This is a genomic window from Paenibacillus alkalitolerans (assembly GCF_016482785.1).
GTDB lineage: Bacteria > Bacillota > Bacilli > Paenibacillales > YIM-B00363 > Paenibacillus_AE > Paenibacillus_AE alkalitolerans.
In genome coordinates this window covers 222,842-249,697 of record NZ_JAEMXM010000002.1, presented here as the reverse complement: position 1 = coordinate 249,697, position 26,856 = coordinate 222,842, and the positions used below count along the sequence as shown (strand labels likewise).

Below are 26,856 nucleotides of genomic sequence, written 5' to 3'. Positions count from 1 at the left end.
TGTGGGATCGTGACTAAAAAAGAAGCGAACGATACATGTGCGGAAACTTCCAATTCGACAGGAATATGCGAAGTTTTACGAATTCTCGGGGCGAAGTGGGCTTTCTTGGTGCTCGACGAGCTGCTTAAAGGGCCGCAGCGTTTCAATCAGCTTCAACGAAACATATCGATTATCAAGACTCAATCGCTGACGGACACGCTGCGTCACTTGGAGCAAAACGGCCTCGTGCGCCGGCAAGTGTTCCCTACTGTGCCTGTGACGGTGGAATATTCATTGACGGAGAAAGGCAGCGATTTTCAAATTGCTCTGAGAGAAATGGAGAAATGGGTGCAAAAATGGGGAAGTGCGCAGCAAGCAAACAATGAGGCCGGTGTTTCATAGAAAAAGCGATATCGCGTATGACAGCTTATCGGACATACCGGTTGCGGTGCGTGTAAATCCAATTTTTCTTGATATCTTTTACAATGCCTTCTTCGTTGCGTACTACGTGGTCAGCATAATGATCGAAAGTCAAGAAAACGTCCGGCGTCGGTTCGAGCAGTCGCGTACCGCTTCCAGAAGAGTAACCGAGCAGCGATTCGTGCCAATATGCGAGCCGGTGCGTCACGTTCATCAACAGAAAATCCTCCCACGTCGTCGCATCGCTTTCACGCCAGAAGCTCCAGCGCCCGTTGCGCAGCTCGCACCAAATACCGTGAATCCCGAGCATAAGGGGAGGGACGAGCCGGAAGCAAGCAGTGGGGGCATCCTCTTCTATTACGGTTAGTTCCCATTCCGCCGCGATGCTTCTTATTTCTTCTTCCAACGTTTCTATACGTTTCTCTATTGTGATTGTGACCATCTCTTCTCCGCCCCCATTTGTTAATCATCTGTTATCTTTCGTTTCCTACTATATCGAATAATTGCGTGACAGGAAACGGGAGTTCATAAAAAAAAGATGCAGCCTCCAATCGGTCTGCATCTTTTTGCCTATTAAGCGCCCTTGCGTTTTATCGGAATATAGATATCCATCTGTACTTCCGATCTGCCCGGATGGCATCGTTCGTCATATAGCTCGAACTCGCTGGCGCCGGAATGTTCATAACCTGAATGCGGGAACCATTCCTCGAATATCGATTTCCACGTACTTTCGATGGAGGAAGGGAACCGGTCGTGCGGCACCTTCGGCGTAGTGAACACGGCATATTCGGACGAAATAAACTTGCGGCATACGAGATCGCTAGGCACCCCTTCGAAATGCTCCGCCTCCATGCCGATCATATACGTGAAGGCTCCCGTATCCATATCGAAGCTATGGCAAATGCCGAGCTCGACCGGGCTATCGCGGTGGACACGGTTCGGAATGCGTCCGGACCATCCGTTCTGAAGATATTCCTGCCAAAAAACCGGAATCTTCTCTTCGCTCGTAGTCGTTTGCAGCTCGTATCCGATGACCTTGAAAGCAGGTTTGGTTACTATTCGGTATTCCATACGAATGCCTCCTAAATAGGGATTATACTTGCGCTGCAGCACGTTCAGCTTTGGGTATTCCGGCGGCTTGATTCCTTTCTTTCGGTAATCGGCCGGCGTCAACTCGAACATCCGCTTGAAGGCGCGCGTGAATGTTTCGTGATTTTGGAATCCGTTCTCCAGCGCAATGTCGAGCAGCCTCTCATTCGAGTGAGCGATCTGGTAAGCCGATCTCGCCAGACGACGTTTACGCACATATTCCATCACCGTTTCTCCCGCCATGGACTCAAAGACACGGTGAAAATGAAAGTCTGAGAACCTCGCGACCTGCGCAAGCCGCGACAAAGACAGTTCCTCGGTTATATGCGCTTCCACGTAATCGATGACGGTTTGGATCTGCTTCAGATAATCTTCCTTCACTGGAACGAAAAGCTCCCTCTCACGTGCTGTTCCTATAGTAACCCGAATTTTAACCCGAATTCTTGATCTTTTTTGCTATTTATATGCACCTGTGTAACTATCAAAATCGCGAAAAGACGCCTCGTTTATATTGGCAACTTTAATGTATACTTGATTTCTGTAGTTAACAACCTTGGGGATTGGTGGTAGGAGAATGAATTCTCTAATCGACATAGCCGTATCCAATAATATATCTTGGTGCGGAATAGTTTGCGATTCGCATGGAATTGCCCAAACTTCAAACAAGAGAATGTGGGGAGTGCTCTCGAAAGCGCCTGATTTTTACCCGGATATCATAACGTCAAGCAGGCAAGTCACGAATGAAGATATAAGAGAATTCTTTGGGGATAGAAGCATTTCCGGTATAAAAGACAGTTTTGCCAACCTAGATTTGACCGCCTTGGGTTTTCAAGTGTTATTTGAAGCGGAATGGATCTTTCATCCGCCCTTTTTGAACGTGGAGCCTGTTGATACCTTATGGTGCATTATTACAACAGAAGAACAATATTCGATATGGAGTGCCGCGAGTGGTCTGGAACATGTGATAAAACCGGATTTGTTAAAAAGAGATGATGTCAAAATATTTATGCGGGAGAAAGACGGTGCAGTTTCCGGATTTATTGCCAGCTTGGGTGCAAATGCAGTGGGTGTAAGTAATGTCTATTCTGTTGAAAATGGCACTGAACAACTTTGGCCGGAAATAGCGAAAATCGTCTCAACCGTATTCCCGGACTTACCCTTGGTCGGATATGAACATGGAGATTTTCTTGAAGCAGCTCTTACATCCGGATGGACTTCGATCGGACCGCTTCGAGTTTGGTTGAAGACGAATGTGTAATACTTTTGTAAGACATTCCGCATATCGCCCGAGCTATAATGTTACCATCGGGAGATGAGGAATCATGACCTATACCATTCTGGTTACGGATGACGAACCGAACATTACGGACGTATGCGCGAAGTATTTGGAGCGGGAAGGTTACCGCGTCATCACGGCGGCGGACGGCGAAGCTGCGATGGATGTATGGCGCCGGGAAACTCCGGATCTGATCGTGCTCGATTTGATGATGCCGAAGAAAGATGGCTGGCAGGTTTGCGAGCAAATCCGTAACGAACACGATGTGCCGATCATTATGCTGACGGCGCGAGGCGAAGAGATGGATCGTTTATACGGGCTGACGATGGGTGCGGACGATTACATGACCAAGCCGTTCAGTCCGAGGGAGTTGGTGCTCCGGGTAAAGGCCATATTGCGGAGGATGCAGCGAGTATCCGCTGCAGCATCCTTACACCCGGATGAGGGAAACAGCGACAGGACATCTCATATTCTCGAGTTTCCGGGGCTTGCAATCGACAAGCTGAAGCGCAGCGTAAGGGCAGACGGTCGCGATATCGAGCTTACGGTCAAGGAGTTTGATATGCTGTCGCTGCTCGCCGGCCATCCGGAGCAGGTGTTTTCAAGAAATCAGCTGCTTAATCAAATATGGGACATCGATTACTTTGGAGACACGACTACGGTGACGGTGCATATCCGCAGGTTGAGGGAAAAAATAGAACGGAATCCGTCGGAGCCGAAATATATCAAGACGGTTTGGGGAATCGGCTACAAATTCGAAGGCAGGGACAGCTTATGAAGCTGCGGGCTTATTTGCTTATTGCCAATGCGGTAAGCATCGGAATAATATTGGTCAGTTTATTCGTATGCTATCGCTTCATGCTCCTGAAGTTGAATGAAACGCTTCTTCTGACCAGCGTCACGCTGGGGGCGGCGATTGTTTCCTTTGCGGTTCACTTTGCCATGACACGTCCGCTGGAATCATCGATCCGAAAGCTTACAAACGAGACGGCGCGAGTGGCAGAAGGTCGGTTCGACGGAACGGTGCCGCTCGCAGGCCCGGAAGAGTTCCGGCGGCTAGCGGAGCAGTTCAACCGGATGTCGGGCATGCTCCGCGAAAGCTTCGACCGGCTCCGGACAACAGAAGCCTCGCGCAGGGAGCTTGTTGCCAACGTCTCGCACGATCTCCGTACGCCCATGGCATCGATCCAAGCGTTCGTGGAAGCGCTCCAGGACGAAGTGATTCAGGATAAAGAGACGTTCGGCAGTTATCTGCGAACGATCCGTCTCGAGACGCAGCGCTTGAACCGGCTGATTGACACGTTATTCGAGCTGTCGCAGCTGCAGTCGGGTGCCTATGTCTTTACTCCCGAGCGCTGTCATGCCGACAATCTCCTTCTAGAAACTCTACAAAGCCATGTAATAAAGCTGGAGGAAAAAAACATCGACATTCAGGCGCACGTGCAGGAAAATCTTCCACCCTTACTTGTTATGCCTTTTGAAATCAAGAGGGTGCTCGCAAATCTGCTGGAAAATGCGATCCGGCATTCTCCTCCAGGAGGGAGCATCTCCATCATGGCAGCCGAGCTGCCGGAAGAAAGCGGATTTGTGCAAATTTCCATCATCGATCAGGGGGAAGGCATCGATTCGCACGACCGGGAAAAAATTTTCGATCGGTTTTACCGCGCAGACCCATCCCGCAGCCGCGGCAGCGGAGGAGCCGGACTCGGGCTCGCAATCGCCAAATCGATCGTGGAGCTGCATGGCGGACGCATAGGTGTGGAAGGCGGAACCGGTGAAGGCAGCCGCTTCTGGTTTACGGTCCGATGTGTGTAATTTGCGGTTTTTGTAATTGATATACTTGTGTAAGAATTTCTTAAGAATTTCGTTAGGCGATGTTAAGACTCCTTCGGTACGTTTAGTAACGGAAACAAACTAAACCCTTAGGAGGAATGAACGATGAACAAGCTTCAAAGAACCGCTGCGCTTTCGATGCTATCGCTGGCTCTGGTGGTCCCTGGTGTTGCCGCCGCGGAAGACATGAAGGGTATGAAGATGCAGGTCGATTACAGCAAAGTCGACGTCATGATGAAGAACGGCATGGAGCTCGTGCCGCTTCGGACAATCGCCGAATCACTTGGATATACGGTCATGTGGAACGGGGACGAGCGGTCGATCTCTCTAATGTATGCAGTAATGAAGGACGACAAGATGATGGATGACAAGATGATGGACGACAAGATGATGGATAACAAGGACTACACCGTAAAATTCTCCGTCAACAGCGACAAGTTCATGGCCGGCATGATGGAAAAAATGTTTTCCTATAAACCGGTCGTGATGAATGGAACAACATACGTAACGAAAGATTTCGTAGAGATGTATTTGGCATCTCCTGCCATGATGAAATAATAGATAAAGTGAACACAGCTACGAATGAAGGGCACATGGTTGTGCCCTTTTTTCATGCGTGTATTCGTCAGCTGCATACGCCGGGTAAGATCATGAAGATAGCAATGGTTACTGCGGCAATATTTTAATTTGAACCGGATCCTGTTTTCATGCGACTATATACATGAGAGGGTTGATTCGGGCATGGATTTCGACCTGGTGTATGAGGCTTATGCGGAATATGTGTACTCTTTCTTGAAATCACATCTTCGCGATTCCTATCTCGTTGAGGATATTCTTCAGGAGACATTCCTGTCCGTTTACCGTCAGCTGAATGGGTTTCAGGCCTAAGCCGTACGCAACCTCTAGTTCGCCTCCGGAGGGTATTGGGTTTTCAATTGTTCGACCGAATCGTATTTTTCCGTTTCAAAGATGAATTTCGCCGGCGCTTTATCGGTACGATCCTTAATAATGTGGCCGTATACTTTGCCAAATTGCGCGAACACAAACATCGTTTTTCCCGGTTCGTCGTGAAGCTGATATTTTTCGAGCATATGACACCTCCGAATGAACTATTCGGCACATGTAAGGGAATTCCTTCCTTGAGACATAGCATAAATCGTCGAAAACATAGGAAATCTAAGGAAAAATGTTTCGCGAAAGTGGGGCTTTTACGGTGCCGGAATTGCCGGAGATGGAGACATATAAAGCGCAGTTGAACGAGAGAGTTGCCGGCCGTGTCATCCGAAGTGTTGAAGTGACAAGGGAAAAGTCGATTAATGTGCCGGTATCCGTGTTTATTGAAACCGTGCAAGGGAGCCGAGTCGAACGAGTGGAACGCAGAGCGAAGATGCTCTTGTTTCGTCTCGATAACGGCTCCACGCTGCTGCTGCATCTGATGCTTGGCGGATCGATGTTTTGGGGGACGCCGGACGAAGCGGAGGGCCGAAATGCGCAAGTGGTGCTGGGTTTCGAGGGAGAAGAGCGGTTGTTGTATTTTCGCGGGCTGCGGCTGGGATATTTGCACTTATATGAAGAGGGCGAGCTTGCGAAGAAGCTCGGAAAGCTGGGACCGGAGCCTTTCGATCCGGCGCTGACTCCCGACGCGTTCGCCGAGCGCATCCGCAAAAGCCGTGGCGCGTTAAAGACGGCGCTCGTCGATCAAAGCGTGCTCGCAGGCATCGGCAATTGCTACAGCGACGAATTGTGCCATGCCGCACGTATTCAACCGCTTCGTCCGATTGCTGCGCTCGAGCGGAACGATTACAACGCCTTGTACACGGCGATGCGCACGACACTCGATGAAGCGGTCCGCTACGGCGGCTATATGGAGTCTCCGTTCTATGCAGGCGACACGCACACCGGAAGGTACAGCGACAGATGCAAGGTGTACGACAGAGGAGGGGAACCGTGCTTCCGGTGCGGCGCTCCGATCGTAAAGACCGAGTTGAACGGCCGGAAAGTATTCTATTGCGAGGAATGCCAAGCGGGAGCGGGAACAGGAGCGGGAGCGCCGGATGAAGTACGTCGGTTGTCATATCAGCATTAAGCTCGGGTATTCGGGCGCGGCGCGGACGGCGGAAGCGATCGGCGCGACGGCGTTTCAATATTTTCCTAAGAATCCGCGCGGTCTTTCGATCAAGCAATTCGATGCGGCGGATGCCGCCGAATGCAAGCGCATATGCGAATCGCGCGGCATTGTCAGCATAGCGCATACGACATATGCGACGAATTTGGCCGCCGAAGGCAAGCTGCGCGAACCGACGATCCGCTCGTTGCGCAACGATCTGGAAATTGCGGAAGCGTGCGGTTCGATTGGCGTTGTCGTTCACTTCGGCAAGAAGAAAGGCGGCGGCGATCCGCTCGAAGGGTACAGAACGATATTGTCGGCAGTGAATGAGACGCTTGACGGTTGGGAGGGGCAGGCTCTTCTGCTCATCGAAAATCAGGCGGGCGAAGGCACGGCGATCGGCACGACGTTGGAAGAAATGACGAGCATCCGCCAATTGTCAGCAAGGCCGGAGAAGATCGGATTTTGCCTGGATACTTGCCACTTGTTTGCCAGCGGCGTGTGGAACGGCGACAATTGGGGCGAGCTTCTACAACGCGGGAGAGAACTCGGATATTTCTCGCACCTTCGAGCTCTTCATCTGAACGATTCCGTCTATCCGTCCGGTTCGAGACGCGACCGCCACGCCAACATCGGCGGGGGGCATATCGGAGCGGAAGCTTTGTCCGCCGTCCTGTCGGCTGATGAGATGAGAAGCATTCCGGTCGTATTGGAGACGCCGGTACCTGCAGGCTCTTCGCACCGCGAGGAAATCGCATATGTACGGAAGCTTGCAAAAAGTTGACGCGAACGGTACACTTCCCACGAGAACGGTTTTGTTGTTAGGGAGAGGTGTCTGTATGATTCGTGTGTCCGACGTGTTTTATATCCGGGAAGAGAAGACGATTTTGCAAAATATTAATTGGAGCATATCTGAAGGCGAGCACTGGGTGCTGCTTGGCGCAAACGGCTCCGGGAAAACGACGCTGCTCGAAATTGTGAACGGATATGAGTTTCCGAGCCGGGGCACTGTGGACGTGCTTGGAGAGCGGTACGGCCAGGTCGATCTTCGCGAAGTTCGCAAACGCATCGGCTATATGAGCCAGTCGTTGTTCGAGAAGCTTACCCCGCGCGACCCGCTGTGGGAGGCGGTCGCCACCGGCGCGAACGGGTATTTGCGTTTCTACGAAAATATCGATCCGGCTGTGAAAGAGAAGGCGATGTCTCGGCTCGAACAAGTCGGGTTGATCGATCTGAAGGATCATCCGATCGGCACGCTGTCTCAAGGGGAGCGTAAGAAAGCGCTGCTTGCGAGAGCGCTGATGAACGATCCGCAGTTGATCATTATGGACGAGCCGTGTGCAGGTCTTGATTTATACGAACGGGAGAAATTTCTGAAGGTCGTGAACGAGTTCGGTTCTGAAGCCACGATGGTGTATGTAACGCATCATATTGAGGAAATCGTGCCCGTGTTCACGCATGTGGCCATGATCCGATCCGGGGCGATCACGGCGATAGGGGAGAAGAAACAAGTGCTTACGAGCGGGCATTTGCGCGACACGTTCGGAGTAGAGGTTCAGTTGGATTGGGAGGACGAAAGGCCGTGGGTCAAAGTGAAGGGAATTCCTCAGCAGCATTCATAATCGGTTCATCTTGGGTAGGCACGTGCAACCGCGGTTCGTTCTCATATGCGTCGGAAGAGCTTCGCCGGCAATTTGAATCGATTCGTGTACGAAAGATATCGGACGGGGACGTGTTTCGGTTCGATGTCGGGGCAGACGAGAAACAGGTGTTGGATTCGATCGTACGCCGGCCGCCGGTGTTCCTGCGTCATTTGCAACCGATTCATCTGGAAGTGGCATTGCAAGGCGACGACTCCGATTTGCCCCGCATTCGGGAAGCGGTGAGAGGTGCGGATTGGGAACTGAATGTGCTGCGAGTCGCTGTTCAGGCACGCAAAGCGGAAGGTTCCCAACCCCCGTATACACCTCTCCAGGTGAAACAGGCGATTGATGAGGCGTTGGTTAGCGTGTTTGCCGCCGAACCGACCGTGCATCAAATGGAGAAAATTATTTCCGTCTTTCTTACACCGGCTCAGGCACTCATCGGGTGTTCCGGTCCGGATGACAATTTGTCGTCTTGGTCGGGTGGAGCGGTACATTTTCGCAAGGAGGACGGGGATATTTCGAGAGCGAAATTCAAGTTAATGGAGGCGGAGCTCGCGTTCGGGTTGGACTTCTCGGCGTTCCGCAACGCTCTGGATATCGGAGCCGCCCCCGGCGGTTGGTCATCTTTCCTGTTGGAGCGGGGCTTGTCGGTGACGGCGATCGATCCGGCGGCGATGCATCCGTCTTTAATGAAGCATCCGAAGTTTATATACTTGAATAAAAACGCTTCGGAAGTTCTTTTGCGCGACAAATCGTTCGACTTGATCGTTTGCGACATGAGCTGGGAGCCTCGCAGAATGGCTCAGCTTGTGTCGGAACTGCTTGAGGCGTTGGCTCCGGGCGGCACCGTGGTGTCCACCGTGAAGCTGATGCACGGCAAGCCGTTCGCCACGCTGCGACATGTGCAAGCGGTGTTCGAACCGAAGCTTAAGCTTGCCCGCGCGAAACAATTGTTCCACAACAGGGAAGAGTTGACGTGCGTTTGGAGAAAGAACTGAATCCGGCAACAGTTCAGTAATCAGGGCATCCGGAGCATGATCATTATGGAAACGGTATGTACATAAACGGTCGTCGTTTTGTCTGTCCACGGCGTGTATTTTTCGAACTAATGCGAGTATGGCAACAGTCTGTACGTAATGTGTCGTCTAAACAACGGTTTATGAACAGTGTTTTACCATAACAGATCGCGATCGTCGGATTTCGCAGCAATTATGGCAATCCGACGACCATTTGTATACAACCTGTTCCCGTTTTCCCAATAATCACCAAACAAACCGCCGGTCAATTGCCGGCGGTTTGTTTCTCATTCTTTGCCTTGTTAAAAAATACTTTCATCAACGGCGGCGTTACTATAGTTGTAATCAGCACTACGATCACAATAACGGCAAACAGGTCTTTGCTTAATAAGTTTGATTCCAAGCCGATTGCGGCGATGATTAATGCGACTTCACCTCGAGATACCATAGCCGCGCCGACGCCTAACGAATTCCACCGGTCAAACCCCGCTAACTTTGCGCCGATAGCCGAACCAACCAGCTTTGTAAGAATGGCTAATATGCTCAAGGTCACGATAAGTCCAACATTCTTTGTAATGCCGATTAATTCGGCAGTTACCCCGATAGAAGTAAAGAACACGGGTACAAAGATGGAATAGCTTATCGTTTCAACCTTTTCAAATACTTCGTGTTTATATTCAGTCAAGCTGATGGCTACACCAGCAATGTAAGCTCCTATTATCGCCGCCACACCCGTATATTCAGCGAAATATGCATAAACAAAACAAATGATAAGCGCTGCTGAAATAACCGCTTCGCTAACCCGCATAGGCGCAAACTTTTTCAACACCCAAGGGACCGCTTTCCATGCAAGGAGTATCGCAACGGCAAAGAAGACCACTTTTTTCAAAACGACTATTCCTAAATTGACCTCTCCGCCTGCAAAGCTCATTATGAAAGCTAATGCGATAATGACGACAATGTCGTCGATCACTGCGGCTCCTAAAATAGTCGTTCCTTCTCTCGACTTTAACTTGCCCATTTCTTTCAGCGCTTGGACCGAAATACTTACACTAGTGGCGGAAAGCAGCAGTCCGAGGAATAAAGACTCGATTTGTGGAAGTCCTAAAACGATGCCGGCTAAAAATCCTAGAGAGAACGGCACAACTAGCCCAAAAGCGCCTACATAAGCGGATGCCTTTCCGGTTCTTTTAAACTCTTCCGTGTCAGTTTCCAATCCTGCGATAAACATCAATAAAATAACGCCGATTTGGCTTATTTCATGAAGTATTTCCGTATTTGTGACCACTCCCAGTACGGTAGGCCCCAAAACAATACCAATAAGCAATTTTCCGAGTACGGACGGTTGCCCCAGTTTTGCGCTTATATCGCCGGCAATTTTTGAAGCAAGTAAAATAATAGCCAGTTCAAAAATAAGCATCATTGATCAGTCTCCTTTCTTGTACGCATATAGTGTGAAATCAATGAAAATAGAAGGAAAGATGAAGGCCGTTGGTTATTCTTGCCGGTTTCGAATCATCTTTATACTATACCCCAAACAATTTTTTTTTGAAAATTTTTGCGAAGTGTTGTAGTTTTCTTCTCCGTTCGGCGGATGTTTGACTTGACCACGAAACGAAAATAAAAGTATAATTTTGGACAAGCAGACCGCAGTGTGAAACGCCACACTGCCGTCTGCTATTTCTTTTTTTTTTCGGGAGGGATCCTGATCGAAAGTATGGAACGCAACGGCGAACCGATATTTCAGGAAGGCGATTGCATTGAACAACGTTACAGAATCATAAGACCGATCGGCGAAGGGGGGATGGGTTGCGTATATTTGGCGGAGGATTTGCGCTTAGGCGGTCAAAGGTGGGCGGTCAAGTGGATACCGCGCGACGAGTTCGATCCGGATCAGCCGATGAAGGAAGCGAAGATGATGATTGATTTGCAGCATCCTTCGCTGCCGAGGATCGTCGATTTTATTCCGATGAACGAGCTGGGAGGCTGCTGCCTCGTAATGGATTATTTAGCGGGAGAGACGCTGCTGGATCGGTCTGCTTCCTGCGGCCATACGCTGCCTTGGCAAACCGTCGTAGGCTATGCCGTCCAACTATGCGATTTGCTGCACTATTTGCACAGTCTGGATTCGCCGATCGTTTTTCGCGATGTGAAGCCTTCGAATGTCATTGTAAGCCCGGACGGGTACGTCAAGCTCGTGGATTTTGGAATTGCACGAACGTATAAAGAAGGAAATACGTCTGATACGGTGCACGTCGGTTCCGTCGGTTTCGCCGCTCCGGAGCTGCTCGCCAACCGGCAGACGGATCAACGCGCGGATTTGTATTCGCTAGGCTGTCTCATTTACTTCCTGCTTTGCGGTGGGCAGTATTACAATTTTACAAAGATTCCGCTGGACAAAGCTGCAGAGGATATCCCTGCGGAATTGGCCGCAGCTGTAGGGACTTTACTGTGCGACGACCCGGGAGATCGTTATGAGAATGCGATGGCTGCAAAGCAAGCGCTCATAGAGGTGCTTGGAGCCGGTTCTCCGGAACCGCAGGATTCTTCAGGACACCGGCAGCATTCCGGTTTTACTTTATCGGCGGTCGGGGCCGAACGCAAAATCGTTGCCGTCTGCGGCTTATTTCCCGGTGCGGGGACCACATTCGTATCTGTGGCGCTTGCGAAATTTTTGGCGGATAAACGCGTTCGGGTCGCTTATGTCGAATGTCCGTGGCAGGAAGGGGATTCGTTGCTCGCCATGAGGAGCGAGTCTCAAGGAACCGGATCGAGATGGCAGGAAGGGGCACTTAGCTGGAACCTAGCTTCGGAAATATACGAACCTGAACGAAATGCATATGATGCGGAAAGTTTATACAAACTGTTTTTCAAGACGAAAGCGGACGTATACATAGTCGATGTTTCTTCGGATGCTGACGAGCGGGCTGCGGAAGCGATCATCGGATTGGCGGACGAAGTGGTTGCCGTTGTCGCCCCCGATCCGTCGCTGCTTAGAAGACCGAAGACGCTGAAAAATTGGGAGCGGATTAACGGCAAGGGACCGTCCGGACGAATCCGATGGGTGGCGAACCGCGTCCCGGGTACGGCGCGAATCCCCGACTTTTACCGGTTGTTTTCTCAGAAACCGGACTGCATTGTTGCGGAGTTTCCCTATGATGTGATCGTATCGGCCAAGTGGAAAGGCAGATGGTCGCAGGAAGACAACGCGGTACGGCCGTCACTGGAGCATGCTCTGCTCCCTTTGCTGGAGTCCATTGCGCCTGTGATTCATGAAGAAAGGGGGATAAGAGCTTCTGCAAAAAAATGGCTTGCCAACAGCTGGAAGACAGACTATAATAAACACAAATCATAAATCGGTAAATGCGGAAGCACCGCTGACCATCCTTGGTCTGCGTGTGCTTTTTTTGTTGTTCAGGAAAGGAGATGGGCCGTTTGGCCAGACAAGTCATTGCGTTGTGCGACCCCGATTTGGATTACGCCGTTAAGGTTGCCGCCATCGCCAATCGGATCGAAGGGAGGGGAAATATCGAGGTCGTCGCGTTTGGCGATCCCAGCGCGCTTGCAATTTATCAGTCCGTGGAGCGTCCCCATTTGTTCGCTATTAATGCGATTTGGAAGAAGGAGGTGAAGGAGGCGATCGGGGATGCTTGCGTTATTTGGCTGACGGATGACCGGCCCGCGGGAAACGGCAATGAACCGCTCGTGTATAAGTACCAGCCGGTAACGCAATTGATTAAAGCCATGCTGGGGGAAGCGGGGTTGCAACCATCAGACGACTGTAAGGGTGCGGAAAGGTATGGGCGTAAAACAGCTGCCGTCATATCGGTTTGGTCCGCAGGAGGAGGTGCAGGCAAGTCTACCGTGGCCGCCTTACTGTCCGAGGCATGGAATAAGTCGGTCGGAGGAGGCGTCTTTTGCCTCGGATTGGAGGCAGGATTGACGGCGGGAATGTGGTTGACGGAAGAAGGACGTCATGATGCAAGCGATTGGCTCTACGAGATGAAAACCGGCAATCGATTGCGAACCACGGCGGAAACAGGTTTTTGGAGCAATGTTGAATCGTTCCGGAACGATTGCTCAATGAGAGAGATCGCTTTGCTGTCCAAATCGGATGCGGGAGGCTTGATCCGCCGTGCCGCGAACATGCCTGGCTGCAAAACCGTTATCATCGACTGTGAGACAGGTTGGAGCGAACGTTCGGAATGTGCATGGGAGGAGAGCGATGTTATTGTTTGCCTCACGGGAGAAGATGCCGCAAGCAGGGCAAAAATCGAGAGATGGATGGCGGAATGGCCCGGGTGGCAAGAGGGAGGGGCGTTTCGGCGTAAAACGGTGTTTGTTTCCAATAAATCGTTATTATCGTCGACTAACGGAGCGGGCAGCGGTTGGATTTCTCTTCCCTACGTTTCGGAATGGAAACAAATACGCGAGCGTGATCTGCATCGTCATCCGGCTTATCGTCATTCATTGCTGCAATTGATAGAAGGCATCTCATCGAAGGTTGCGGCTCCATGATGACAGAGGATTGGATCGGTAAAATCCGCGATGAAATCCGGCTCTCCATTAATTTCGCCGAACATGTGCAAGAGGATGAACTGATGGAGGAAATCGAGAGGCTCGTCTTTGCATATGCCAGAGAGCAGCGGTGGACGGCAGAAGAGCGATTGTGGCTTGTCCGGCGCACTTTTCATACGTTTCGGGGACTGGACGTCATTCAAGATTTGGTGGACAATCCCCGCGTAACGGAAGTGATGGTGAACAGCCATGAGGAAATTTTTTTCGAAGAAGACGGGGTGATGCACCAATACCCATATTGCTTCGAATCCAAGGAACGGCTAGAGGATATTATCCAAGGCATCGTCTCGAAAGTGAACCGTACGGTCAATGAATCATCACCCATAGTAGACGCAAGGCTGCCGGACGGATCCCGGGTACACGTCGTCATGCCGCCCGTCGCATTGAAAGGACCGTCATTGACGATTCGCAAGTTTCCGGAACATCCGCTTACGATGAATGATCTGATCGCGAAGGGAGCGATTACAGAAGAAGGGGCGTTATTTCTGCAGCAAGCCGTAGTATCCAAGCGCAATATTTTTGTAAGCGGGGGAACCGGTTCCGGAAAGACGACGTTGCTGAATGTGCTTGCCCAATCGATACCGGAGCAAGAGAGGGTCGTGACGATCGAGGATTCGGCCGAGCTGCAGCTGCGCACCGTAAGGAACGTGGTTTCGCTCGAAACGAGAACGCCGAACACGGAGGGGAAAGGTGAAATTACGATCCGGCAATTGATACGAGCGTCTCTAAGGATGCGCCCGAACCGCATCATAGTAGGCGAAGTGCGCGGAGCGGAGGCGCTTGATATGCTGCAGGCGATGAATACGGGGCACGAAGGTTCTTTGTCTACCGGACACGCCAATTCCGTGAAGGATATGTTAAGCCGGTTGGAAACGATGGCACTGGGAGGAGCGGAGCTTCCCCTTGAGGTGCTGCGCAATCAAATCGCTTCGGCTTTACACATTATTGTCCACCTGGCAAGAAGAAGCGACTATTCCCGAAAGGTGATAGAGATTACGGAAATCGCCGGAATTCGAAACGGCGAATACGAACTCAATCCGTTATTTCGATTGGCTGATATTGAATTCGAACATGGGCGGAAAGAATCGCTGCAGCCAACCGGAAATCGGGAAATAAGAACGGACTGAAAGGGGGACGGTCCATGGTAGTGAAGCGCGCAACAGAGAGTCAGCCGGTATCTTTCTATCGTTACAGCGTGATTCGCAGAGTGATTGGAGCGTTAGTTGCATCGATTGCCTGGTTTTTCGTCGGATTACTATTTTACAACGAGGCTTGGGCGGGAGTAGCGGTTTCCATCGCTGGGGCGGTAACGACGCTGCGAAACGATAAACAGTTTGTGCAAGCAAGGAAGCGTCTGTTGTCAATACAATTCGAGCAGGCGCTACAATCGATCTCCTCAAGCCTGCATGCGGGTAAATCGATGGAGAACGCTATGCGTACCGCAGCAGCCGATTTGAGGTTGATGTACTCCCAACACTTACCATATTTTGCGGTAGAGCTCGAAAGAATAAACCGGATGGTCGAACACGGCATTCCGCTTGAACAAGCGTTGGACGATCTCGCGAGGAGGTTGAACATCCCGGATGTTTCGGATTGGGTGGACGTATTTCGAACGTGCAAGCGTACCGGCGGCGACCTTCTCGCCGTTATGCGTCATACTTCCAGGGCAATCAGCGAGAAGATGGATTTGGAACGAGAGCTTGCCGTGCTGATCGCCGGTAAACGGTTCGAAGCGAATGTACTTACGGTGGTACCCTTCTTGCTGCTTGCCGCGCTTCGTTTCGGTTCGCCGGATTATATGGCGCCGCTGTACTCGGGAATGGGAAGAATTATTATGACCGGAGCTTTGGCCGCCCTTGTCGCGAGTTTTTATCTCGCCAGACGTTTGATGAGGTTCGAATGGTAGTGTTAGGGATTTGGTTGGCAGGCGGAATCTTTTTCTTTTTCGGGATCCTACTGTTCATGCGAGGCAGCAATCAATACGGCGGGACGGTTGCCCGCCATATACGTTCGCCGGTCGGACGCAATGTAATTATTGCGGGTATGGAGTTGAACCGCATGGTCCGTGTCATGGAATGGATTGCTCAATATGCCCCCGGCATCGTCCGGTCTGCCGCGTTAATATACGGCAGCATTGACGACAGAACCGATGACATTCCCCGAATATGGGCCGCAAAAGCAACTTCTTCGTTAGGTTGCGGTATTCTTTGCTCGCTGCTCGCAGCTGCTATATTTCAAGATGCCGCTATTGCCGGTGTAGGACTAGCTATTTCATGTCTCGCACCCTTTGTAATGTGGAGGGATTTGGATCGAAAAGTGAAGGAAAGGCACCGCGCGTTTGTAACGGAGCTTCCGGTGTTCGTTCACAAGATGTCTTTGTTAATTGGCGCCGGCGAACCCGTTCAAGGAGCATGGATTCGTGCATCCGTACCATCTACGAAAGACGAATCGCATCCTCTATACCGGGAACTAGGGAGAATGCGCAATGAGATCGCGCAGTCGGTTTCGTTCGCCAAAGCGTTGGAGTTGTTTTCCCAGCGATGCGGTATACCGGAAACGAGTTTCTTGGTAACGACAACGTTAATGAATTATCGCAGAGGCGGGGATACTTTTGCACTCATATTGCAGCAGACCGGACGAACCATGATCGAAAAGAAGCGTGCAGTATTGAAGACGATGGGAGAAGAAGCAACGACAAAGATGGTATTTCCGATGGTGATCATCTTTGCAACGATGATGGCCATCGTCGCAGCGCCTGCAATTATGTTATTAAATCAAGGACTATGAAGGAGGAGCTGGCAGATGAAACAGTTTATTACTGCGGTGAAACGGTTTTGGAAAGAAGAGGACGGGATCGGCACTCTTGAGATGCTTTTGATCGTTGCGATTATTTTGGTTATTGCAATTGCTTTTCGTAAATGGATCATGAAGTGGGTCAATGACTTGTTTCAAAAGACGCAAGGACAAGTGACAAACACGGTTAATGACAATACGATTCAACTGCCTTAAGAGGCGTAAGATGCGAGTATGGGAATCATTTCAAAGTCTATGTTGGCGCAATGAGAACGGCAGCGTTTCTGTTGAGGCGACTTTAGTGCTTCCGGTGGTGATCGTTCTCTCCCTTATTTTAATGATAAGCGCCGTCTATATTTTTCAGCACGAATGGACTTATTCGAGCGCCGCCGTCACGGCGGATCGGATCGCCCATACTTGGGACAATAGCCACAAACACCGGATAACAGGAATGTATGTCCCGATTCAGCACGACCCTTTATATTGGCGGTTAACGGATGACGGAGCGGAAAATTGGTTTCGACCGCTGGACTCATTACCAACGGCAACAGTTGCGTTCCCTGCTTCGACTGAACAGGAAAGCTCATTGACGATCAAGAAACTGACGAACGGCATAGCCGCCCTTTCCGGTTATTTGGCCGGCAGCGCCGCGTATTCCAATCAAGGGTGGAGACGATTCGTTACGGTGGAGACGCTTCATCCGTTTCATGCGCCATCCATGCTTGGAGTACGATGGGGAAACCGAATCGCGGGATCTTCAACGGAAACCGTTGTGGATCCTGCGGAATATATTCGAAATATCGACCTCGTGAGATCTTATTTGTTAATGATAGAAACGAAGTGGGAGCCGGGCACGATTCAAAATATGCTCGCTCCGTGGCTGCAAATCAATTCAAACGAAAAGCACAAAGAAGGAAGGCCTCTGCAATTTGCCGCACATGCCGAAGCTGTTCGCTATCTCCGGTCGCTTGTGCGCGGCAGACAAGCAAGAATCGATACCGAGCAAACGGGCAGTTGGCGATTGGTTGACGCATTGGACGGACACGGCATATCGCATCAAGCCTATTTAGGCGCGAAAAGATTGAACGCGGACATGCGAAATCAGTTAATGAAGGATGTTGAGTTGATACGCAATGGAAAGGTAAAGGGGGTAGTGTGGCATTTCTTCCGAAAGACGGGTAGCGGTGCGGCCGGACCGGATGCCGCATTGCGTAAAGAGCTCGAGAAACACGGGATTGCCATTGTTGTACATACGTGAGAGAGTAACCGGAAGCACGTTCTCGAGAACGATCCGCAAACAAGACGGCGGAGTGTCGGTTTATTTGCTTTTGATTTTGGTTGCCCTGTTTTTATTTCACATTCTGCTCATTGATATTGTCCGCTATCGCATGGTTCACTCGGAATCGGAAGCTGCGGCCAGGTCGGCGGGAAGATCCGTTATGTCGAATTTTCACACTGGATTATTGAAATACGGTCTGTTCGGCATGAGCGGATCGGAATCCGAATCTTCGAGCGTGATTCGCAACACGCTTGAAAAATCGCCGTCAGTTCCTCGCGGAATGACTCTATTTGATACAGCATTGCAGCAAAGCCAATTTGCCGTTGATCCGCTCTATCATTTGGGAGACCATCATGTATTTCGCAAACAAGTGCTGGAGAAGATGAAATACTTGGCCGGTATTGAGTTTGCGAGAGAAATAACCCAAAAGGTATATCAAGGAAAACAGCAGATCGCGCAAGCGCAGCAATTTGCCGAAATGTCTAAGCGAATGGAACAGTTGTTGAGAAAGCGGGACGCTGAGCTGGAGAGGGCGTGGAACACAGCGCAAGCGTTGGTTCATTCTGCATTAAGCAAAGCGGACAAAGATGAAATCTCCGATGGAGATATGAGAATCGTCCAACGCAGGTTGGACAACTTGAAACAACAATTGAAGGATGCGGAACAAACGAACGATCTTTTAATAAAAGAAATGAATCGTCCTGTATCGAACGGCCGCCGGAATCCGGCGGAAGATGAGATCATCCCGCACGTAAGTATCCTCCCTTCAACATACTTCGGATTATATAAGGCTAAAGCCGGCTCTATCGTTTCTTTGCTTGGTTCCGTCAAAAACAAATTGCGAAACGACTCCGATCCTGAAGATGTGCAGCGTGCCAGGGACAAATTGAACGAGTTCGCAGATGAGTGGCTTGCGGCTAAATCGAAAGAAGAAGAGAAGCGGCGGCGTGAAATGAGTCAAGTCCAACAATTGCAAGCAGATGAGAGAAACAAAATGGACCGGGAGATCAAAAAAGTCGGAGAGTTGTGGAAAGACGGGTGTATGCCTTCCGGAACGGCAAGTTATATGAACCTGCTGCAAGCATACAAGAAGTTGGAAGGCGAAAACGGGTTATACAGTAAGTATAAGCAGTATAACTTGCATCAAACATCGGGCGGGATGTCGGAACTGAACTCGGATGACGCTCAATCGTTCGGTCTTCAATCATTAACGATGTTGAACCGGATAACGGAGTTGGCGGAGGCGGCAAGGGACGAAGTGTTCGTCAACGAATTCGCGTTAACGTTCTTTACGCACCGAACGTGGGACAAGATGAGGTATCCGGTCAGGGTCCATCCTAATATCGGAGACAGGGCGGGACATGTGCTTAAAAATCAGGAAGCGGAATATATTTTGTACGGTTTGCCTGATTGCACATTAAACTTAAGCGCCGCCCATACGGAAGTGTTCGCCCTTCGAATGGCTCTTCGCACGGTCGAATCTTTGGCCCAGCCGAAAAAAGCCGCTCTCGGATCACCATTGCTCGTGTTATTAGCCGCAATGGCGGAAGCGGCGCAGCAAGCGAACACCGATACAATCAAGCTGCTTTCGGGGGAAAATGTAGATTTGCCTTTTCTTCGCGGGGTGACGATGAATTATAAAGACCATCTTCGGCTTTTCTATTTGCTGCATAGCGACGACGCTTCCGTGCTTTCGAGAATGCAGGCGCTCATAGAATTGAACACAACGGCGGATCTCATGAAGCATTACAGCGCGGTGCGGGTTCATGTTAAGATACAGCCGCAGCTATGGCTGCTTGACTCGATCAAACCGATAGAGACGGAAGCGATTGTATCCTATTAACAAGACAGTGCGGGTGACGACTGTGACAAGAATGGTTAATTTGCGTCAAGAGCACGGCTCCATCGCGTTAGAAGCAGCTATCGTTCTTCCGTTTTTTCTGGCTTTCTTTTTGACGCTGTCATTTTTCCTTTCGGTTGCGCAAATGAAGACTGCGCTTCAGGATGCGGTTGACGAAGCGGTAAAAACGACGGCCGCCCATTCGTACCCGGTCGATCTGCTTGTGCACGCGTATCGTGATCTCCCGGCGTTCCAACAGGTGGAGTCCGCGATCGACCGTTTTCTTCCTTACGAAATCAAAGTCATGCTCGGCTGGAACAAGGATCGGAAAATCGAGGGACTCCCGCTGGATACGGTATTTGAAGGTGAGAAGACGCGGGTTCTGGAAGCTTGGATTAAACCTATGATCGCTTCGTTTGCCGACCGTACCGCTTCAGGCCGGAACAGGATTAGGGAGGACCGGCTCGTCATCCGCAGCGTAACTATTCCGAATTTCACGGATGAGAGAGAATCCTACTTCGGAATGACGGTTCAATATAAGATTCCTGTTCCCATCCCGTTTATAGGCGGAGAAATCACCTTGACCGAATCGGCTTACGAGCGTTGTTGGGTTGGGAACAAATAATGCAAATTCTATTGTTACATAGGGAAGGAGCAAATAGTATCTTGAGCATATTAACCCTCGGCATTGGAACGTTTGCGTTAGCGGCTGCGGTATGGGATGTAATGACGAGAAGAATACCCAATCCTCTTTGCATTATCGGTTGCGCAGGCGGGACTTTGCTTCACGGCTTTGCAGACGGCTGGAACGGATTATTTCATGCCGGCGCGGGAGTGGCTGCCGGGTTTATCCTTTCATTCGTTCTATATGTTTTCGGTGCCGTCGGTGCGGGAGATGTGAAATGGTTCGCTGCGGCGGGAACGATGGCCGGTGTGCACGACATCATGACGATTCTCATAATATCCGTACTACAATGCGGACTGATTGGCGCCGTTATGTACTTGGTTAAGCCCTCGTTTCGAAACCGGCTTCAATACATTGCAATCGTGGGCATTTTCGTTGCGCGGGCGCCTTCCCTAAATAATTTCCTTGCATGGAGAAAGGCTTCAACCGTTCGGTTTCCATTCATGGTTTCGGCAGCGGCAGCCGTTATTTTAGTGGAAGCGAATGTCGTTCAATGGTTCTGATCGGGGGCGCGCGGTATGGACACATCTCTTAAAGAACGCTTGCAGCTAACATTTATACAAGAGAACGGCGCGAAGCTGTTGTTGGGCAGTATTGACGGATTTTCGCGAGACGCTGTCGTGCCTTCGCAAATCGGAATGCTTCAAGCGAATGCGATCCCGGGCGTATTGGCTTTTCAACCCGAGATGATCGACGGGCGGTACCGGTTTCGCTATGAGCTTTCAGGCAAACGATCGTTCGTTGCCGCTTTGCGAACGGCGGGAATTACGGATGAAGGAGCTAAGGGGTTGCTGCTGCACATCGCGAACGCCATCCATAAAGGCGGAGAATACTTGCTCGATGAGGAAGGGTATGTCATTCATCCGGACTTCATATGGACGGGAAGCGGATCCGATTACAACGATGTATATCTACTTTACGTTCCTATTAAGCAAGAAGGCAGCGAAGGTTCTCCGTTATGGCACCAATGGGAGGTGCTGTATCAATGCTTGCTGCGTAACGGCGTCTCGAAAGCGTCTTTGGAACATATTAACCCGCGGCTGTGGACGCCCGAGACGTTCTCGGTGCAGCTATTGGCCGGTGCATTAGAAGGTACTGCATCGAGCAATAAAATTTTTGAAGCGCAAGCTTTCCCGCATGATGGTGGTCCGACCGTTAGTTCAATGGTTAATGCTATTGATTCTCCAATTTATGATGACGGTGAAACAATGCGTTTCGAGAAGCCCGGCTTAATCAATCGAAACCGATTATTGGCGGTGCTTTGCTGCGTATGCTTGCTTGGTTTTTTGGCGACATGGGAATGGATTTGGCTTATCGCCGCCTTATTTTCAGCCGCAGTGTATGTTGCTTCAACAAAGATGATTCGTTTTCCCCTTAAGGCGGGAAGTAAGTCTGCTGACAGTCCCGGTGAGAACCCGCCCGAAGGCAAACCGTTAATAGATTCAGTGAAGGAGGACGTTATCGAACAGGAGTACGCCGCTCAGATCAAGCCGGAAGAAACAACATGGTTAGCTCCGAAAGCGGATGAAACGGTGCTGCTTTCTTCGAACGACGCGGCGGTGGATGTTTCTTACGAAGCGTGGCTCGAGCTGCGAGGTCCGGGAGAAAGTGAAGGGAAGATGGTATTGGTCACGGAGGATTCATTTTTCGTAGGAAGAGGTCCTAAGGGTGTACATATAGTTACCGAACAACCCGGCATCTCCCGAATACATGTCGAATTTCGAAAGCTTGCCGACGGCTATGCCGTGCTCGATGTAGGCTCGAAGAACGGAACTTTTTATAATGCCGAACCGATGGTCGCGTTTCAGCCGTATCCGCTCCAAACAGGGGACATGGTGCGAATGCCTGGAATTGAGCTTGTGTTTCACTTGCAGAAGTATGGTAAAATAAGTGAAAACGACAACAGAAAGGTTGTGGATTCCGTTGGCTAGAACTCCATCGAACATGGTTGCGCTTGGAACTCCTGCACACAATTTTACGTTGGTTGATACGGTTTCGGCGAAGCCGGTATCGCTTGAAGTTGTCAAATCCGATGTTGCCACTGTCATTATGTTTATTTGCAACCACTGTCCTTTCGTGAAACATGTTCAGCAGCAGCTTGTTTACCTTGCGAACGACTACATACCGAGGGGAATCCGGTTTGTAGCGATCTCTTCCAACGATGCGGAAAAATATCCGGATGACGGTCCCGAGCACATGGCGGAGGTTGCGAAAGAGAACGGTTACCCTTTCCCTTACCTGTATGATGAGACTCAAGAGGTTGCAAAAGCGTATGAAGCTGCTTGCACACCTGACTTTTACATTTATGACCGCGATATGAAATTGGCGTACCGCGGGCAATTGGACGATTCACGGCCCGGTAACGATATCCCCGTAACGGGTAAAGACATTCGCAACGCGTTGGATCAACTGATTGCCGGCCAACCGGTCAGCGCCGATCAACGGCCGAGTCTTGGGTGCAATATTAAATGGAAAGAGTAACATTAATAGTAGATAATTCTTGTTTAAAGGAGCTGCGCTGCGGCTCCCTTTTTCTTCGCTGACCGGTTACTGAATCACAATTTATACGTCAGGTGGCAAGTAAGATGGAACAGCATTCTCTTTATTTATCCGGAATGAAAAAACTAGAATGGAAGGTTGAAGACATCGTTCCGCTGCACGGAGACGAAATTCGAATAAGAACGATAGCCGCCGCAATCAGTATCGGAGCGGAATTGCCCATTTACAATGAAAGTGATATTACAAAAGAGAACCCGATTTATCCGAGAAAAATGGGATATGAAAGCTATGGCGAGGTAATTGAGACCGGTGCTAACGTAAAATCTTTTAGTATTGGCGATAGAGTTGTTGCTTCTTATGGACAGAAAACGATAGGAGTCGCGAAAGAAACCAACGCAATTCCCATCCCTAAACACATTCACTTCGCAAGCGCATTGTTGACCATTTTGTCATGCGATGCGGCAAAAGGTGTACTAAAACTGAATCCTCAACTAAATCATAAAATCATTATTACGGGCATGGGGACGATGGGATTGTTATCCGAGCATTTCTTGAAGAACTATTTAAGGGTTCGGCAAGTGGACATTGTTGAACCGGACGCGCAACGACGGGAAATTGCAAAGTTGTTCGGAGTAAATCATACGTTCGACGTATCGGAAGCTCCGGAAAATGTTTATGATTTCGGCTTGGAATGTTCTTCAAGAAATAAAGCGTTTGAAACATTGCAGAAATCCGTTGTAAAAGACGGTGCAATTTGTATATTATCCGACGGAAACAACGAGCCGTTTGTTTTGCAGCCTGATTTCTATGAGAAAGAATTACGGATTGTGGGTTCAAGCGACGGTTGGGATTACCATGAACACTCGAAGTGGTTTTTTGGTTGTGTGGAGAGTACTCCATACATTGAAAACATATTCCAGCACAAGATAACCCGTCATGAATTGATTGAATGTTTTGAACAGTTGAGCGCAGGAGAGATAAATCCGATAAAGGTACTGGTGCTATATGAATAGTTCTGCCGCAGAGGGACGGTTCCATCAAGTCTTGGAATACAAGATCTTACTTTTCTCCTGCAAGCTTTTTCCTTTATAAGCGCTGAAGAATATCCCCAAGCAAATAAACACGGCACCAATCGCTATATTGGAAGTCAATTTCTCATTCAACTGCAGCCAACCGAAAAATAAACCCAGGATAGGAACCGTCATCAGTGTCATTGATGCAACGGAAGCTTCTATTTTTCCTAATACCCAGAACCAGGCTACAAAAGTAAAAGCGGTTGAGAAAATTCCGCAAAAGAGTAATGACAAACCGGCGGCAAATGTCCAATGGACCTCTGTTACCGGTTCGGTTATTGCGGATACTGCAAGTAGCAAAAACGCACCAATGAAAAGTTGCCACGACGTCATCTTAATGATGTCGTAATTCGAAAATTTCAATTTGCTGAAAATATTGGCGCAAGCCCAAGATGCGGCTGCAAAAATAATGAGAAACTGTCCTACTAACTCTATGCCGAATGCAGTATGAAAAATCTGCGGACCTACGATGAAAACAAAGGCTATAGCGCCCAAACATAACCCTATTATCTTCATTAATGTGATTTTTTCTTTTAAAAAGAAATGAGCCAGTACGGTTACAAATATCGGCATCGAATAAACCAGTACAGAAGTCAGTCCGGAATCGACGAACTGCATACCGTAAGTGGAAAGTCCAAAATAACCTAGCGACATAAGAAGGCTTATCGTCAAAATATTTTTCCAATCGTTTGCCGCGGGCAGCAAAGCTTTTCTTAATACAAGCTGTATGATGAATAACGGAAATGCGCCGATCAGCATTCTTAGTCCTGAAAACAAGAAGGGGGGCATGGAACTCAAGCTAATTTTTACCACCACCCAAGTATAGCCCCAAATAAGAGTAACCGCTGCAATCAACCCTACAATCCTCACCATATGGATTAGCTCCTCTCGTTGTTGTCAATTGTTTGTTGATGATTGTATAATTAACCAACCATCATGTAAAATGAAAATAATAGATGTTAAAAATCATTTTAAGTGATGGAAATACGAGAGGGCGATTTGTATGGAGAGCGGAGATTTAAGGATTTTCCAGGCGGTTGCGCGCGAGGGCAGCATTACGAAAGCCGCAAGCCGGCTCGGTTATGTTCAATCGAATGTGACGGCCAGAATTCAGCAGCTTGAGCTGGAGCTGCAAAGGCCGTTGTTTCATCGTAGCAAGCGCGGGATGACATTAACATCGGCCGGTCAAAACTTGCTGGAGCATGCGGACAAAATTTTGTATTTATTGGATGCAGCCCAAAAGCAAATGATAAATAACGATATTCCGAACGGTTCGATTAAGCTTGGTTCTGTTGAAACGGCGGCGGCCGTTTATTTGCCCTCGATCATGTTGAACTATCGCAAACAATATCCGGAAGTAAAATTGTCCCTATTTAGCGGTTATACGAATGAATTGGTGCAAAAGGTAATCCGTTACGAATTGGACGGGGCTTTTGTAAACGGACCGATTCAACATCCCGAATTGGACCAATTTCCGGTGTTCCAGGAAGAAATCGTGTTGATTTCCGAACCGGGTTCCGGCGATTTGACGCAAGTTCTAAATAAACCGCTTCTGTTTTTTGGTGTCGGCTGCTACGTGCGCGAAAGATTTGAAAGCTGGCTTAAAGAGGAAGGAATCCCTGTTCCTGAAATTATGGAGTTCGGCACATTAGAGGCCATAATAGGCGGGGTCGCCGCAGGACTGGGAACTTCCATACTTCCGAGATCGACCGTTCGAAAATGGGAGGCCGAGGGGGCTTTGCGCGTACACGATATCCCTAAAAAGTACAGCCGCGCTACCGTTTATTTTATTTACAGGCGGGATCATTTTTTCACATGCGCTTTTACAAAATTTGTTGAGCAAATAAAAAACGTAATCGCGGAAGCATCACGTTGCTAGCGGATCATTATCACGAATGGTGTACCGTTGTTTTGGAATGAAGAGACCGCTTTAAACCCGGCTCTAGTATAAAGAGAAACAGCTCGTCGATTGAAAATGGCCACGCTTAACCGCAAACGGTGAGGATTAAAGGTTTTATCGGCGAAAATAATGCCGGCCGTTAAGAATGACATGCCCATGCCTTTGCCTGTAAGCTCGGGTTTCATGCCTAGACCGATGTCAAGGACGTTGTCGCCGGTATATAGACCGGTTTTTTGGCCGCCAGGCACTTGAGCGCTTCGTCCGAAGCAGAAATAGCCTATCAATTCATTGACATCGTTTCTAACCGAATAATATGTGCCGTTCATTAATTCGTTAATGGCTTCCTCGCTCTTTTCCGAATTATAAAATGAGTATTCACCCTCGTACTTCCATCTACTTATTTCAAAAGCTTCATTCAATTGCAGCTCGAATATTTTCATGTACAACCTCCATCAATCCGGTTTTTTTGCATCGACGATGAGAGAAACGAAGCCCATTTTTCCGTCTTTGTTTCTATGATCGAAACGCATGGACCGATATATAAAACCGTCCTTCTCATCCCATTCGCGATAATGGAATTGGCCATGTTCATCGCAATATTCCAACAGCCGCACATCGAAACCGGCAGCTTCGAACATGGAGGTAAGCGTTTTATAATTATGCACGATTTTGTGGCTTGCTGCAGGATGATCTTTCGGTCCGGGCCCACCGACTTGTACGATTCTTTGGTATTCTTCGTTGGGTGACGGAATGGATTTTTGCGAGAAAATGATGGAATTTTATAACATTGGTATTCATGAAGTTTTATGCAGACAAATGCATTCGTTGCGGGGACGGCGTCCG

At 49.4% G+C, this 26,856-nt stretch carries 30 protein-coding genes and 1 pseudogene; 24 read left to right on the top strand and 7 right to left on the bottom strand.

Translation table 11 applies throughout. The features are described 5' to 3' along the window. Positions 1–9 precede the first annotated feature (9 nt). On the top strand, positions 10–381 hold the full coding sequence (locus JET16_RS04995) for a winged helix-turn-helix transcriptional regulator (protein ID WP_199614589.1): 372 nt from the start codon (positions 10–12) through the stop codon (positions 379–381). Between the two features lie 25 nt (positions 382–406). Here the strand turns inward: JET16_RS04995 and JET16_RS04990 are convergent, their stop codons facing one another. Continuing rightward, positions 407–841 (bottom strand): hypothetical protein, encoded by a 435-nt coding sequence (locus JET16_RS04990; protein WP_199614588.1) that lies wholly within the window; start codon positions 839–841, stop codon positions 407–409. A gap of 131 nt (positions 842–972) precedes the next feature. After that, the gene (locus JET16_RS04985) at positions 973–1,869 is read right to left on the bottom strand and encodes an AraC family transcriptional regulator (protein WP_199614587.1); all 897 of its coding nucleotides are present in this window, start codon (positions 1,867–1,869) and stop codon (positions 973–975) included. A 193-nt stretch (positions 1,870–2,062) separates the two neighbouring features. Between JET16_RS04985 and JET16_RS04980 the strand changes: the two genes are divergently transcribed. From JET16_RS04980 to JET16_RS04960, 5 genes are all read left to right on the top strand, one after another. After that, a complete protein-coding gene (locus JET16_RS04980) occupies positions 2,063–2,746 on the top strand; it encodes a hypothetical protein (protein WP_199614586.1) in 684 nt (227 codons plus the stop codon). A 64-nt stretch (positions 2,747–2,810) separates the two neighbouring features. After that, on the top strand, positions 2,811–3,542 hold the full coding sequence (locus JET16_RS04975; RefSeq protein ID WP_199614585.1) for a response regulator transcription factor: 732 nt from the start codon (positions 2,811–2,813) through the stop codon (positions 3,540–3,542). Beyond that, positions 3,539–4,579 (top strand): sensor histidine kinase, encoded by a 1,041-nt coding sequence (locus JET16_RS04970; protein ID WP_199614583.1) that lies wholly within the window; start codon positions 3,539–3,541, stop codon positions 4,577–4,579. The genes JET16_RS04975 and JET16_RS04970 overlap by 4 nt, the downstream gene beginning before the upstream one ends. A 123-nt stretch (positions 4,580–4,702) precedes the next feature. Beyond that, on the top strand, positions 4,703–5,155 hold the full coding sequence (locus tag JET16_RS04965; RefSeq protein WP_199614581.1) for a stalk domain-containing protein: 453 nt from the start codon (positions 4,703–4,705) through the stop codon (positions 5,153–5,155). Between the two features lie 183 nt (positions 5,156–5,338). After that, positions 5,339–5,485, top strand: a complete 147-nt coding sequence (locus tag JET16_RS04960; RefSeq protein WP_199614579.1) for an RNA polymerase sigma factor — start codon at positions 5,339–5,341, stop codon at positions 5,483–5,485. A 14-nt stretch (positions 5,486–5,499) separates the two neighbouring features. On the opposite strand, the gene JET16_RS04955 is transcribed toward JET16_RS04960, so the two are convergent. Then, a complete protein-coding gene (locus JET16_RS04955) occupies positions 5,500–5,688 on the bottom strand; it encodes a hypothetical protein (RefSeq protein WP_199614577.1) in 189 nt (62 codons plus the stop codon). Positions 5,689–5,810: 122 nt separating this feature from the next. Here JET16_RS04955 and mutM point away from each other — a divergent pair, with 122 nt between their 5' ends. The 4 genes from mutM to JET16_RS30755 are packed head-to-tail and all read left to right on the top strand — an operon-like array spanning position 5,811 to position 9,348. Then, positions 5,811–6,683 (top strand): bifunctional DNA-formamidopyrimidine glycosylase/DNA-(apurinic or apyrimidinic site) lyase, encoded by an 873-nt coding sequence (gene mutM, locus JET16_RS04950; RefSeq protein WP_199615021.1) that lies wholly within the window; start codon positions 5,811–5,813, stop codon positions 6,681–6,683. Beyond that, the gene (locus JET16_RS04945; protein WP_199614576.1) at positions 6,652–7,488 is read left to right on the top strand and encodes a deoxyribonuclease IV; all 837 of its coding nucleotides are present in this window, start codon (positions 6,652–6,654) and stop codon (positions 7,486–7,488) included. The genes mutM and JET16_RS04945 overlap by 32 nt, the downstream gene beginning before the upstream one ends. A 55-nt stretch (positions 7,489–7,543) precedes the next feature. Next, a complete protein-coding gene (locus JET16_RS04940) occupies positions 7,544–8,326 on the top strand; it encodes an ABC transporter ATP-binding protein (protein ID WP_199614575.1) in 783 nt (260 codons plus the stop codon). Further along, positions 8,287–9,348: an SAM-dependent methyltransferase gene (locus JET16_RS30755; protein WP_325176618.1), complete on the top strand. Its 1,062-nt coding sequence runs from the start codon at positions 8,287–8,289 to the stop codon at positions 9,346–9,348. The genes JET16_RS04940 and JET16_RS30755 overlap by 40 nt, the downstream gene beginning before the upstream one ends. 283 nt (positions 9,349–9,631) lie before the next feature. Here JET16_RS30755 and JET16_RS04930 read toward each other — a convergent pair whose 3' ends face one another. Continuing rightward, the gene (locus JET16_RS04930; RefSeq protein WP_199615019.1) at positions 9,632–10,786 is read right to left on the bottom strand and encodes a cation:proton antiporter; all 1,155 of its coding nucleotides are present in this window, start codon (positions 10,784–10,786) and stop codon (positions 9,632–9,634) included. Between the two features lie 234 nt (positions 10,787–11,020). On the opposite strand from JET16_RS04930, the gene JET16_RS04925 reads away from it, so the two are divergent. The 13 genes from JET16_RS04925 to JET16_RS04865 all read left to right on the top strand — a co-directional run bounded on the left by JET16_RS04925 (position 11,021) and on the right by JET16_RS04865 (position 24,053). Further along, positions 11,021–12,721, top strand: a complete 1,701-nt coding sequence (locus JET16_RS04925) for a serine/threonine protein kinase (protein WP_199614574.1) — start codon at positions 11,021–11,023, stop codon at positions 12,719–12,721. 80 nt (positions 12,722–12,801) lie between these two features. After that, complete coding sequence (locus tag JET16_RS04920) at positions 12,802–13,884, top strand: P-loop NTPase family protein (RefSeq protein WP_199614573.1); 1,083 nt, start codon at positions 12,802–12,804, stop codon at positions 13,882–13,884. After that, positions 13,884–15,071, top strand: a complete 1,188-nt coding sequence (locus JET16_RS04915) for a CpaF family protein (RefSeq protein ID WP_199615018.1) — start codon at positions 13,884–13,886, stop codon at positions 15,069–15,071. The genes JET16_RS04920 and JET16_RS04915 overlap by 1 nt, the downstream gene beginning before the upstream one ends. A gap of 14 nt (positions 15,072–15,085) precedes the next feature. Beyond that, positions 15,086–15,850: a type II secretion system F family protein gene (locus tag JET16_RS04910; protein WP_199614572.1), complete on the top strand. Its 765-nt coding sequence runs from the start codon at positions 15,086–15,088 to the stop codon at positions 15,848–15,850. Positions 15,851–15,906: 56 nt separating this feature from the next. Next, a complete protein-coding gene (locus JET16_RS04905; RefSeq protein ID WP_199614571.1) occupies positions 15,907–16,731 on the top strand; it encodes a type II secretion system F family protein in 825 nt (274 codons plus the stop codon). 15 nt (positions 16,732–16,746) lie between these two features. Beyond that, positions 16,747–16,953, top strand: coding sequence for a Flp1 family type IVb pilin (locus tag JET16_RS04900; protein ID WP_199614564.1), 207 nt, complete (start codon positions 16,747–16,749; stop codon positions 16,951–16,953). Between the two features lie 10 nt (positions 16,954–16,963). After that, entirely contained in the window at positions 16,964–17,995 is a 1,032-nt protein-coding gene (locus JET16_RS04895) for a hypothetical protein (protein WP_199614562.1), read from the top strand. Further along, positions 17,982–19,859, top strand: coding sequence for a hypothetical protein (locus JET16_RS04890; protein ID WP_199614560.1), 1,878 nt, complete (start codon positions 17,982–17,984; stop codon positions 19,857–19,859). Before JET16_RS04895 ends, JET16_RS04890 begins: the two co-directional genes overlap by 14 nt. Positions 19,860–19,890: 31 nt before the next feature. Beyond that, positions 19,891–20,481: a TadE/TadG family type IV pilus assembly protein gene (locus JET16_RS04885; RefSeq protein ID WP_233531145.1), complete on the top strand. Its 591-nt coding sequence runs from the start codon at positions 19,891–19,893 to the stop codon at positions 20,479–20,481. Positions 20,482–20,522: 41 nt separating this feature from the next. Then, positions 20,523–21,044, top strand: a complete 522-nt coding sequence (locus JET16_RS04880) for an A24 family peptidase (RefSeq protein WP_199614553.1) — start codon at positions 20,523–20,525, stop codon at positions 21,042–21,044. Between the two features lie 15 nt (positions 21,045–21,059). Further along, complete coding sequence (locus tag JET16_RS04875; RefSeq protein WP_199614551.1) at positions 21,060–22,472, top strand: DUF6382 domain-containing protein; 1,413 nt, start codon at positions 21,060–21,062, stop codon at positions 22,470–22,472. Further along, a complete protein-coding gene (locus JET16_RS04870; protein WP_233531075.1) occupies positions 22,465–23,022 on the top strand; it encodes a thioredoxin family protein in 558 nt (185 codons plus the stop codon). Before JET16_RS04875 ends, JET16_RS04870 begins: the two co-directional genes overlap by 8 nt. Positions 23,023–23,126: 104 nt before the next feature. Then, the gene (locus JET16_RS04865) at positions 23,127–24,053 is read left to right on the top strand and encodes an alcohol dehydrogenase catalytic domain-containing protein (protein ID WP_199614549.1); all 927 of its coding nucleotides are present in this window, start codon (positions 23,127–23,129) and stop codon (positions 24,051–24,053) included. Between the two features lie 24 nt (positions 24,054–24,077). Here JET16_RS04865 and JET16_RS04860 read toward each other — a convergent pair whose 3' ends face one another. Further along, a complete protein-coding gene (locus tag JET16_RS04860; protein WP_199614547.1) occupies positions 24,078–24,986 on the bottom strand; it encodes a DMT family transporter in 909 nt (302 codons plus the stop codon). Positions 24,987–25,116: 130 nt separating this feature from the next. On the opposite strand from JET16_RS04860, the gene JET16_RS04855 reads away from it, so the two are divergent. Next, the gene (locus JET16_RS04855) at positions 25,117–25,992 is read left to right on the top strand and encodes a LysR family transcriptional regulator (RefSeq protein WP_199614546.1); all 876 of its coding nucleotides are present in this window, start codon (positions 25,117–25,119) and stop codon (positions 25,990–25,992) included. Here the strand turns inward: JET16_RS04855 and JET16_RS04850 are convergent. Both JET16_RS04850 and JET16_RS04845 read right to left on the bottom strand, forming a co-directional pair. Next, a complete protein-coding gene (locus JET16_RS04850) occupies positions 25,989–26,453 on the bottom strand; it encodes a GNAT family N-acetyltransferase (RefSeq protein ID WP_199614545.1) in 465 nt (154 codons plus the stop codon). The two genes, JET16_RS04855 and JET16_RS04850, sit on opposite strands and share 4 nt — an antisense overlap. Positions 26,454–26,465: 12 nt before the next feature. Next, positions 26,466–26,756: pseudogene (locus JET16_RS04845) on the bottom strand (class I SAM-dependent methyltransferase); the annotation flags it as partial. Positions 26,757–26,856: the final 100 nt, after the last annotated feature.